This window comes from Nodularia chucula CCY0103 (genome assembly GCF_963923915.1).
Lineage (GTDB): Bacteria > Cyanobacteriota > Cyanobacteriia > Cyanobacteriales > Nostocaceae > Nodularia > Nodularia chucula.
This window is the reverse complement of sequence record NZ_CAWUOL010000004.1, coordinates 68113-80097: the sequence shown is the minus strand read 5'-3', so window position 1 is coordinate 80097 and position 11985 is coordinate 68113. Positions and strand designations below refer to the sequence as shown.

Sequence of the window (11985 nt, the reverse complement as noted above, 5' to 3'; positions counted from 1 at the left end):
AGTGGGTAAGTTATATCTAGAACGGGAAAACAGTTTACAACACAGGGAAATTACTTATCATGAAAACCGAATTAAAAGCTAAATTCCTCCAACACATCCTCAACAAAAAGAAAGACGAATCAGGTTTCACCTTGATTGAATTGTTGGTTGTTATCATCATCATTGGTATTCTATCCGCTATCGCTCTGCCTTCCTTCTTGAACCAAGCTAACAAAGCCAAGCAGTCTGAAGCTAAAACCTACGTTGGTTCCTTGAACAAAGGTCAACAAGCTTACTTCACTGAGAAGAGTGTATTTGGTTCAGCAGTTGATATACTAGGTATAGGTATTAATACTGCAACAGTCAATTATACCTACACAACTGTAGATACCAATGGAACTCGTGCTGATAGCACTGGTGAAAGTACAGTTGCAGTTCTTAGAGACTACTCAGGTGCTGTAACCATAGTACAAGCTGGTCCTACCAGTGACGCTACCAGCGTAGCTATTCTTTGCGAGACAGATACTCCTGGTGCTGTTGCTATTGCTCCAACTAGTGGTACAGCTTGTGCTGGTGGTAGTACACAAGTTGGTACCTGATTAGCATACCTGATTAGCATAGTTGAACTAAACTTATCTAGAACTAATTCAATAATTTAGTAGTATTGAGGAGGCACGATTTATCGTGCCTTTTCTATTAACAGATAATCCATAGAACAGAGAACTAAGGGAATGAACAATCAGCCGATGAAAGTTGCACAAGGCTATGAATACCTCATCCAAGGAGATTATCAAAAAGCAGCGAGTTACTTTGAAGAAGCCATTGCAGTTGAACCAGAAATTAAGGTTTATTACTGGTATTTAGGATTATGTTTTATCTTACAAGGTGAGGAAGAAGAAGCACCTCTGACTTGGTTTTTAGGGATGGGTGAAACAGATGATTCCCAACAAATTCAGTTGTGGACAGGGGAATTAAGTCAAATATTAGAGTTAGAAGCACAACGCCAAGAACAATTACAGCAAAAACAGTTAGCTTGGACAATTCGCCAACATCTGAGAAGCATACATCCTACAGATATTAATAATTTATTACACAGTCTGCATTTAGCGATTCAATTAGAAATCTTAGATTATGAATATTTGGAAGAGTTAAATCTGAGAGAAATACTGGAATCTGATGTTGATCAAATTTCTATTGACTCTAATTTAGTTTTGCAAATCAGCCAAGAAGTTTTAGACTTTGCACCTTTGGAAAATTTTACTTTAAATTTGATTAAATTATTTACTAACATTATTTATAAACAGGGAGAGAATACTCAAACTTTTATCAGTATATTAATATATGCTTCTGTTAAAATAATGAGTTCTTTCAGGAATCCTAGTCATGCAGCAGATATACTGGAAAATTTATTGTTAATTGCTCCTGAAAACCACGAAATACTAATTCAATTAAGTATTGCCTATCAAGATTCTGAACAATATAGTAAAGGAATTGATACAGCAAAACAACTAAAGTTAATAGCTAAGAGTTTACCAGAAAAAGTATTTAGCAATCATTTATTAATGAGGTCATTAATGCGAGCGACAGGTTATTGGGATGAAACTTGTGCAGCATTAGAACAACAAAAATCATTAATTACTTCTCTGATTAATGAATCTTCTCCCATCACCAGAAATACTTTTATCTTACGTTTATTTTCCTCCATGTTCTTCTTTCCTTATATTAAAGATGAACCGGCAATAATTCGACCTCTGCAAAACCAACTGATGAGTTTATGTCTCAAAAATATCGAGAATAATTCCCAAGATATTATTAAACGTTTCCGTTACACTCGTCATACTGATAACCAAAAAGAGAAAGTTTTAAAAATCGGCTACATTTCTAATTCTCTGAGACAGCATTCAGTAGGTTGGATTGCTCGATGGCTATTTACATATCATAATCATGAAAAATTTCAGATTTATTCCTATATTCTTTTACCCACTGAAAGCGACAATGGATTACAACAGTGGTTCAGAGAAAAATCTGATAAATCATACAGTTATGGCTCCAATCAAAACTATGAAGTTGTTAAACAAATTCATGAAGATGGCATTGATATTTTAGTAGATTTGGATAGTATAACTTTTGATATTTCGGCTGAAATATTAGCCATTAAATCTGCGCCGATTCAAGTTACTTGGCTCGGTTGGGATGCTTCCGGTTTATCAACCATTGATTATTTTATTGCAGATCCTTATGTGCTTCCTGAAAATGCTCAAGACTATTACCAAGAAAAAATCTGGCGTTTACCCCAAACCTATGTAGCTGTGGATGGCTTTGAGGTTCATGTCCCGACGTTAAGACGAGAACAATTAGATATTCCTGAAGATGCTGTTGTTTATTTTGTGACTCAAAAAGGGTATAAACGTCACCTTGACCATGCAAAATTACAAATTGCAATCCTTAAGCAAGTACCAAATAGTTATTTGCTGATTAAAGGAGAAGCTGATGAAGATGGTTCTCGTCAATTTTATGGAGATTTGTCAAAATCTCAAGATGTTGACATCAATCGTTTGAAGTTTCTCCCATTTATGCCATCAGAAGCGGTTCATAGAGCTAATTTGAGCCTTGCAGATGTGGTTTTAGATACTTATCCCTACAATGGAGCCACCACAACTTTAGAAACCCTGTGGCGAGAAATTCCCTTAGTAACGAAAGTCGGACAACAATTTGCAGCCCGCAATAGTTATACCATGATGATCAACGCTGGTATCACAGAAGGTATAGCTTGGAGTGATGCGGAATATGTAGAATGGGCAGTACGTTTAGGGAATGATGAGAATTTACGCCAACAAGTTTCTGGGAAATTAAGAAAAGGTAAAAAGTCGGCACCTCTATGGAATGGTGAACAGTTTACTCGTGAGATGGAGAAAGCATATCAGCAGATGTGGTCAATATATGTAGACAATTTACACGAATAAATTATCAATCATACAGAGAATAAATATCATGATTAATCAGTCTGTGAAAGTTAAAGAAGGCTATGAATACATCATCAAAGGAGATTATTACAAAGCAGCAAGTTACTTTGAAAAAGCCATTACAGTTGAACCAGATGTCAAGGTTTATTACTGGTATTTGGGATTATGTTTCATCTTAAAAGGTGAGGAAGAAGAAGCGCCACTGACCTGGTTTTTAGGGATGGGTGAAACAGATGATGAGCAAGAAATTAATCTGTGTACATCGGAACTAAGTCACGTATTGGAGTCAGAAGCACAACGTCAGGAACAATTAAGCGACAAAGAATTAGCTTGGACTATTCGTCAACATCTGAGAACCATAAACCCCACAGATATTAATAATTTATTGTCCAGTTTTCATTTAGCGCTGCAATTAAAAATATTTGATGATGATTATTGGCATGAATTAAATCTTATAGAAATTCTTGAATCAATTTCTGATTATAGCCAAGTACAAGGTGATTTAATTTTAAAAATCACTGAAGATATTTTAGAATATACGCCTTTTGCAGATTTTACCTTAGATTTAATTAAAATTTTCACGAATATAATTAAAATTAAATGTGAAAAGATAAGTGAATTTATTTATGTCATGATATCTGGTGCTGTGAAGATTATGAGTGTTTTTAAGAGAAATACTTATGCAGCCCAGATCCTAGAAATTTTATTATTAATAGCTCCTGAAGAACCGGAGATACTCCTACAACTAAGTACAGCATACCAAGATTCTGGTCAATATGCCGAAGGAATTAATACTGCGAAAAAGTTAATTTTATTTTCAGAAAGCTTAACGCAAAAAGTATTTGCGAATATGATGTTGATCAGAGCATTAATGACTTCAACAGGTTATTGGGATGAAGCTTGTGCAGCAATCAAGAGACAACAGGAATTAATCGCCGCCTTGATTCAAGAATCTCCCATTATCAAACATAATGTATTTGTATCACGCCTATTCGCTTCGATGTTCTTTTTTCCATACTTCCAGGATCAACCTGCAAAAATTCGCCCTCTGCAAAATGATTTAATGAGTTTATGTCGGAAAAGTATAGAAATTTCCGCCCAAGATATTATAAAAAAATATCATTATTCCTTGACTACCAATAAAACAGAAAAGAAAGCACTAAAAATAGGGTATATTTCTCATTCTCTCAGACAACATTCAGTAGGTTGGATTTCTCGCTGGCTGTTTACTTATCACAACCGCGAACAATTTCAGATATATACTTATATGATTCTACCTACTGAAATTGATAATGGTTTACAACAGTGGTTTATAGAAAAATCTGATAAATCATATAGTTATGATTCTAAGCAAAAATATGATGCAGTAAAGCAAATTTATGAAGATGGTATTGATATTTTAGTAGATTTGGATAGTTTAACTTTTGACTTTTCTGCGGAAATATTAGCCATTAAACCTGCGCCGATTCAAGTTACTTGGTTAGGGTGGGATGCTTCGGGTTTATCAACCATTGATTATTTTATTGCAGATCCCTATGTGCTTCCTGAAAATGCTCAAGACTATTACCAAGAAAAAATTTGGCGTTTACCGCAAACCTATGTGGCTGTAGATGGTTTTGAGGTTGATTTCCCGACGCTAAGACGAGAACAACTAGATATACCTGAAGATGCTGTTGTTTATTTTGTGACTCAAAAAGGCTACAAACGTCATCTTGAGCATAGTAAACTACAAATCCAAATTCTCAAGGAAGTACCGAATAGTTATTTGCTGATTAAGGGAGATGCTGATGAAGAAGCTTCTCAGAAATTTTATGGAGATTTGGCAAAATCTCAAGATGTGGACATAAATCGGTTTAAGTTTTTGCCTTATATGCCAACAGAAGCCATTCATCGAGCCAATCTGAGCATTGCTGATGTGGTGTTAGATACCTCTCCCTACAATGGCGCAACTACAACCTTAGAAACGCTGTGGAGAGAAATTCCGTTAGTAACTAAAGTTGGACAACAATTTGCCGCCCGCAATAGTTATACCATGATGATTAATGCTGGGATTACCGAAGGTATTGCTTGGAGTAATGAGGAATATGTGGAATGGGGAGTCCGTTTAGGAAAAGATGCAAATTTACGACAACAAATTTCCTGGAAATTAAGACAAGGTAAAAAGTCTGCACCTTTATGGAATGGAGAACAGTTTACCCGTGAGATGGAGAAAGCCTATCAGCAGATGTGGGAAATATACATTGACAAGTTACATTAATATATAAATTTCGGTTTTATCTCTGAAACAATTGAGTATTGTAGGGTCTATTCACAAATCAAATAGTAGTAATATAGATTATCCATAACATAGAGAAGAAATAGAATGATTAATGAGTTTGTGAAAGTTCAAGAAGGCTACCAGTGCATTATCCAAGGAGATTATCACAAAGCAGCCAGTTACTATGAACAAGCTATTGAAGCTGAACCAGAAGTCAGGGTTAATTATTGGTATTTGGGATTATGTCTGCTCTTACAAGGTGAGGAAGAAGAAGCTTCCCTTACCTGGTTTTTAGGAATGGGTGAAACAGATGATGAGCAACAAATTGACCACTGGACAGGGGAACTAATTCAAATATTGGAGTCGGAAGCCGAACGCCAAGAAGAATTAGAGGACAAACAATTAGCTTGGACAATTCGCCAACATCTGAGAAGCATCAATCCCACAGATGTTAATAATTTATTGTCGAGTTTTGACTTAGCACTGCAATTAAAAATTTTAGATAATGCGTATTGGGATGAATTAAATATTCTGAAAATTCTCGAATCAGTCTCTGATTATAATACAATTGACTCTAATTTAGTTTTAAAAGTTACTGAAAATATTTTAGAATTAACACCTCTAGCAGGTTACACCTTAAATTTTATTAAAATCTTCACCAATATCATTAAACATCAAGGGCAGAATATTCGTGAATTTAGATATATCGTGATCTATGGTGTTATCAAGATCATGAGTTCTTTCAAAAGAAATCGTTATGCAGCCCAAATCTTGGAAGTTTTATTATTAATAGGTCCTGAACATCCAGATACCCTCCTGCAATTAAGTACAGCATACCAAGATTCACGTCAATATGTTGAAGGAATTAATGTTGCGAAAAAGTTGCTTTTATGTTCGGAAACCTTAATTGAAAAAGTATATACTCATCTGACATTAATCCGAGCATTAATGACTTCGACAGGATATTGGGATGAGGCTTGTGCAGCTATCAACAAACAAGAAGAATTAATCGCTGCGCTGATTCAAGAATCTCCCATAATCAAGAATAATTCCTTGGTATCACGCCTATTTTTTTCGATGTTCTTCTTTCCTTACTTTAAAGACGAACCTGCAAAAATTCGTCCTCTGCAAAATAATTTGATGAGTTTGTGTCGGAAAAGTATAGAAATTTATGATCAAGATATTATTAAACAATATCGTTATTCCCTGCCTAGCAATAAATCAAAAAATAAAGTTCTAAAAATTGGCTATATTTCTAGTTCTCTTAAAGAGCATTCAGTGGGTTGGATTACTCGATGGCTCTTTAATTATCATAATCGGGAAAATTTTCAGATTTATTCCTATATGATTTTACCTGCTGAAAACCACAATGAATTACAAGAGTGGTTTATTGAAAAATCTGACCAATCATACAGTTTTGGCGCGAAGCAAAATCATGAAGCTATTAAACAAATTCATGAAGATGGTATTGATATTTTAGTAGATTTGGATAGTTTAACTTTGGATCTTTCTGTGGAAATTTTAGCAGTTAAACCTGCGCCTATTCAAGTTACTTGGTTAGGTTGGGATGCTACGGGTTTATCAACAATTGATTATTTTATTGCTGATCCTTATGTGCTTCCCGAAAATGCTCAAGACTACTACCAAGAAAAAATCTGGCGTTTACCTCAAACCTATGTTGCGGTGGATGGTTTTGAGGTGAATGTTCCGACGCTAAGACGAGAACAACTAGATATTCCTGATGATGCTGTTGTCTATTTTGTGACTCAAAGCGGTTATAAACGTCATCTAGAGCATAGTAAATTACAAATCGAAATTATTAAGCAAGTACCGAATAGTTATTTGCTGATTAAAGGACACGCTGATAAAGATGCTTCTGAGAAATTTTATGGAGATTTGGCAAAATCTCAAGATGTAGACATAAATCGCTTGAAGTTTCTGCCTCTTATGCCTACAGAAGCCATTCATAGAGCTAATCTTACCATTGCTGATGTGGTGTTAGATACGTCTCCCTACAATGGAGCTACTACTACTTTAGAAACACTGTGGCGAGAAATTCCCTTAGTGACGAAGGTGGGACAACAATTTGCAGCCCGCAACAGTTATACCATGATGATTAATGCAGGAATTACAGAAGGTATCGCCTGGAGTGATGAGGAATATGTAGAATGGGGAATACGTTTAGGTAAGGATGCAGAATTAAGAGAACAGATTTCTTGGAAGTTAAAACAGGGTAAAAAGTCTGCACCTTTATGGAATGGTGAACAATTCACTCGTGAGATGGAGAAAGCATATCAGCAGATGTGGGAAAGATATGTGACGGAGCATTCGGGATGAATTACCCCACTAGCCGCTAGCGATGAGGGGGCTAAGATGTACCTTATATAATTAGAAATCGCTGTCCTATGAATTTGAAAGAATAAATTTTGGTAAGATAGAGGAGAAAAATGATGCGTTTACATAAGTAACTAAAACCTAAAAAAATTTACACTAAGTATCAAGATGGAAGCTACTAGTAAAAAGCAAGTTTTGTTAACAGCAATCTATGCCCGCTTAGAACAGGCTTATGAAGGAACTTTAGAAGAGGTTTTAGAACTGTTAAATGCTAGTGAATGTGAAGATGAAGAGGATATTAGAGATGCAATAGCAGAATTAGAAGATGCAAAAATTAATGGTACTCTGACCTGGGAACAGTATAAACAAGAGTTGAAATAGTGACATATCAAATTGAGTTTACCAAGGGTGCGGTAAAAGAACTCAAAAAACTACCTCTTGATATCAGAGAAAGAATTGAGTTAAAAATTCAAGATTTAGCTGTTAACCCACGTCCTGATGGAGTGAAAAAATTACAAAATGAGTTGTCGCTTTACAGAATTAGAGTAGAAGATTATCGAGTTATTTATCAAATCCAGGATGATATTTGATTAGTAACTATAGTTAAAGCGAAACATCGTAAAGAAATTTATCGTCAAAAGTAAGTAATATTTAGATGAGTTTATGAAAGTGTAGCAAACCACCCCCAACTCCTCCCCGCAAGGGGAGATGGAATTTATAGCAGTGATTTTTTGGCAGTTGTATGGTAAATAGAATAAAAAATTATGTGTTCAGATAAATAACCCGTTTTTATCACTCTAGAGACAGAAAAATAAATGTAGGTTAGGTAGCACGGCGCTTAACCCAATCTACACCTACTAAATTGCTTACTACGAACTGTTTGGTTTAAAATTCAAACATGAAGCGTTTTTCTGGTTTTAAAGCAATGATGTTTAATTGTTCCCGAAAGTCTCTATCAGAATTGGCTGGAATTAATTTGTTTATATAGGGTTGATAGTAGAATAGTTCATAGCCTATTTTCTCTAAATACTGGGCGACTTCAATGTTACTGCCTTGGCTACCTGCAATATTTTCATATAAAATGACTGGGGAAAATTCAGTAATTAATTTTTCACTTCCAATTAACACAGCCATTTCATGACCTTCTGCATCTAGTTTGAGAAAATCTACTTGGGTAATATTTTCTGGCTCAATTAAACTATCTAATGTGAAACATTTGGCTTCTTGAAAAGCTTGTCCGGTCATTTTCTCAGCTTCATCACTGGAAACTACTTGATTGAGTTCGTTGGCAGAGTGTAGCAATAATTTTATACTACCATTGCGATCGCTCGCGGCTCCAGCACAAATATTGACCCATGCAAGTTGATTAATTCTACAAGTTTCTGTTAAACAATTCACACAAACTGAGAAGGGTTCAACGGCGAAAACTCGTCCCTGAGAGCCAACTTTTACCGCAGCACTAAAAGTATATACACCCACGTTAGCGCCAACATCAATTACGGTCATTCCTGGTTTAATAGAATTACGCCAAAATTCCATTTCTTTTTCAAACCAGTCTTGTTCAGCAATTAATACGCTGGTGGCAATACTACACAAGCTTGATTCTACTGCTAAAATCAGATCAGTTTCAAACGGCACATAGGTAAACGGACTATTTTTGGGTAATTGAGTCCAAGCCCATTCAGGGGTGAGGGCATTTGACTGATAGAATTGACTTGATACTTTTTGCCAATAATCTGCTAATTCTACTTGTTGAAAATAGCCATAAGCCAAGTAGAGTGCTTGTTGTACAGGTGCTGAATTTGGGACTAATTTTCTGGCTTGATGTAAGTATAAAATTCCCTCTGGTTCTCTACTCATTAAATTGGATATTCCCAGCTTGAGAATTGTCTTCATTGCATTTGGTACAACTTGAGCGGCTATATGTAAAAAACGACGATTGGCTGTATTATAAAATACTATCTGTGAGCGAGAGAGGATGTCACTTAATAAAAATAATGCTTTTTGGTAACTATTAACAGATAAGAGAATTTCTTCTAAACATTGCTGCTGATTGGGAGACAATTGTTTTTGAGGAGAAAAAACATATATTAAAAAATTACTTTGATTTTCCTCAATTGTATAAGCAGGCTGGAGAGTGTGAATAAAAGTATTAAATGATATATCCATTGCTTGTGCTTTTTCCCCAATCATGCTGTGGATCAAAGCTAAATGGGCTGCACAAACAGGATTTCCATCAATATTTAAACCATTATTCAGAGCTTCAATAGCCATTTCTAGATACATTGAGCGCATGGCTAAATTATCATCACACTGTTCTGCTTCAGTTAAAGCTACTACGGCGATGTTATTCCAATCAGCTGATGAATCAGAGTTATCCCAATCGGTGTTTTCCAGAATTGCGGCGATTTGAGATAAATTCTCCGGTTGAATGTTCGGGAGTAATTTTTGAATATATTGCAAGTATATGTGATCTGTCCCAGGCTGTAAGTTCATATTTAACCCTGATAAAAAGTATCCCAACGAATAATTACTTAAGTAATTGCAGTGCTTATTAAAGAGGATACCCACAGGATAGCAGTATCTAACATCTGATACCAATTTCATATAAAGATGCAGAAAGAGAACCCCTCCCTAACCCTCTCCCTTCGGGTGATGCCTCCGGCACGCTACGCGAACACCAGTCGCCTACGGTGGGAAACCCGCCTACAGCGCTGGTTCACCGCAAGCGAGGAGGGAACCGGATTTTACGGGGTAGGAGCAAGTTTTGCAGACAATTTTTAGTAAAATTTATCCCCCTTCAATGCAGATATCGATGTTAATATCTGATCAGCCCGAAATTAGTAACCTTTGATTAACCAATTCCACCGCTAACTCTATAGCGGCTTTCATGCTGGTAGCATCGGCAATTCCCTGACCTGCAATGTCAAATGCTGTACCATGATCTGGTGAAGTCCGCACGAAAGGTAAGCCAATGGAAGTATTCACAGCGCGGTCAAAAGCCATTAACTTTACGGGAATTAAACCTTGGTCGTGATAGAGTGCTAAATAAGCATCGGCGGGATTTGGTATAGAAGATTTGCCATACCAAGCTTGACCGGGTTTCACCCACATTGTATCTGGTGGAATGGGTCCATCTAACTGAAAATGAGGGCGTTTTTGCTGCTCTTGTTGTAACCAGGGAATTAACCAATCTTGTTCTTCTGTTCCCAGTTGTCCTTGTTCGCCACTGTGGGGGTTTAAACCTGCGATCGCAATTCTCCCATGTTTTAAACCAAAGTCTTGCTCTAAACACTCCACCAGCAAATCTAATTTTCTCGTTAATAACTGCGGTGTTAATGTATCGGCTACTTGACAAAGAGGAATATGTGTGGTTGCCAGTAAAGTCCGGAGTATCCAACCAGTATAAGGCGATCGCGCCACAAATAACATTCCAAAGCGGTCAACACCTGATTTTTCCGCTAAAAGTTCCGTTTGCCCTGGATAATTGTAACCTGCCAACTTCCAAGCAGATTTAGCAATGGGGCCAGTGACAATACCATCAAATTTACCAGATAAAGTGCAGGCGATCGCACATTCCAGATAAGCAAAACTCGCCGCCCCACTAGCAGCATTACCCCTACCTATAATAATATTTGCAGCCCCCTGATCTAACGGCACATCCATCACCTGTAAATCATCAGGATCAGCCAAATCTTTGCCATTCAGCCCTTGATAAACCTCTAGCAACACATCCCGACTACCCACAACCGTTATGTCACAGTTTTGACTAATAGCTGAATCTGCCAAAGCCCTCAAAACAACCTCCGGGCCAATTCCCGCCGGGTCCCCCAGAGTCAGAGCCAAACGAGGGCGACTTGCTTTAGAAGAATTTACTGATTGCCTGCCATTAATTTCATACATAATATTATTTAATAACGCTGTAATTCCCAGACTTGCATCACTTAAAAGCAAGGATTGATCATAAAACTAGTTTAGAATTATTTACACAGGTCTAATTAAACAGTAGCCTTTGTAGAGCTAGTTTACTTTGCATCAGGCAATTGGTAGACATAATATTCAAATGCCTAGAACCAAAGTAGGCAAGCAGATTGGTCTTGTGAAAACTTAATTTCAACATCACGCCAATCTTGTTAAAAGTCCACAAAACAGGAAATCTCCAGGGAAACCCCAAGATTGACTGCTGATCAACCATTCATCAAGGAGAATCACACTCATGGGCGGCGAAATTTTTAATGCAGCACTATTGTCCTTCGGCTTAATCTTTGTAGGTTGGGCTTTAGGTGCTTTACTACTGAAAATCCAGGGCGCAGAGGAATAATCAGCAGGGGAGCAGGGGAGCAGGGAGCAAGGGGGAGTTAGAAACGAATTAGCAATAATTTACTTCCTCCTCTCCCCCTTCACCTTTGGATGACTAAAGTTTATTAAAATAATGTAAACTTTTATTTACAC

General features: G+C 36.8%; 9 protein-coding genes. 7 read left to right on the top strand and 2 right to left on the bottom strand.

Annotated elements, in window-relative coordinates:
- Nucleotides 1-59: 59 nt before the first annotated feature.
- The 6 genes from ACM0OP_RS02690 (at nucleotide 60) to ACM0OP_RS02665 (ending at nucleotide 8123) form a co-directional block, all read left to right on the top strand.
- On the top strand, nucleotides 60-578 hold the full coding sequence (locus ACM0OP_RS02690) for a type IV pilin-like G/H family protein (RefSeq protein ID WP_414526832.1): 519 nt from the start codon (nucleotides 60-62) through the stop codon (nucleotides 576-578).
- 132 nt (nucleotides 579-710) lie between these two features.
- Nucleotides 711-2942, top strand: a complete 2232-nt coding sequence (locus ACM0OP_RS02685; RefSeq protein ID WP_414526831.1) for an O-linked N-acetylglucosamine transferase, SPINDLY family protein — start codon at nucleotides 711-713, stop codon at nucleotides 2940-2942.
- Nucleotides 2943-2970: 28 nt separating this feature from the next.
- Nucleotides 2971-5199 (top strand): O-linked N-acetylglucosamine transferase, SPINDLY family protein, encoded by a 2229-nt coding sequence (locus ACM0OP_RS02680; RefSeq protein ID WP_414526830.1) that lies wholly within the window; start codon nucleotides 2971-2973, stop codon nucleotides 5197-5199.
- 105 nt (nucleotides 5200-5304) lie between these two features.
- Nucleotides 5305-7536: an O-linked N-acetylglucosamine transferase, SPINDLY family protein gene (locus ACM0OP_RS02675; RefSeq protein ID WP_414526829.1), complete on the top strand. Its 2232-nt coding sequence runs from the start codon at nucleotides 5305-5307 to the stop codon at nucleotides 7534-7536.
- A gap of 165 nt (nucleotides 7537-7701) precedes the next feature.
- Nucleotides 7702-7914: a hypothetical protein gene (locus tag ACM0OP_RS02670; RefSeq protein ID WP_414526828.1), complete on the top strand. Its 213-nt coding sequence runs from the start codon at nucleotides 7702-7704 to the stop codon at nucleotides 7912-7914.
- Nucleotides 7914-8123 (top strand): type II toxin-antitoxin system RelE family toxin, encoded by a 210-nt coding sequence (locus ACM0OP_RS02665; protein WP_414526827.1) that lies wholly within the window; start codon nucleotides 7914-7916, stop codon nucleotides 8121-8123. Before ACM0OP_RS02670 ends, ACM0OP_RS02665 begins: the two co-directional genes overlap by 1 nt.
- Nucleotides 8124-8418: 295 nt before the next feature.
- Here the strand turns inward: ACM0OP_RS02665 and ACM0OP_RS02660 are convergent, their stop codons facing one another.
- Together ACM0OP_RS02660 and pdxA are read right to left on the bottom strand one after the other, a co-directional pair.
- Entirely contained in the window at nucleotides 8419-10029 is a 1611-nt protein-coding gene (locus ACM0OP_RS02660; protein ID WP_414526826.1) for an FkbM family methyltransferase, read from the bottom strand.
- Nucleotides 10030-10362: 333 nt separating this feature from the next.
- Nucleotides 10363-11436: a 4-hydroxythreonine-4-phosphate dehydrogenase PdxA gene (pdxA, locus tag ACM0OP_RS02655; protein WP_414526878.1), complete on the bottom strand. Its 1074-nt coding sequence runs from the start codon at nucleotides 11434-11436 to the stop codon at nucleotides 10363-10365.
- A 313-nt stretch (nucleotides 11437-11749) separates the two neighbouring features.
- On the opposite strand from pdxA, the gene petM reads away from it, so the two are divergent.
- A complete protein-coding gene (gene petM / locus ACM0OP_RS02650) occupies nucleotides 11750-11854 on the top strand; it encodes a cytochrome b6-f complex subunit PetM (protein WP_190601561.1) in 105 nt (34 codons plus the stop codon).
- Nucleotides 11855-11985: the final 131 nt, after the last annotated feature.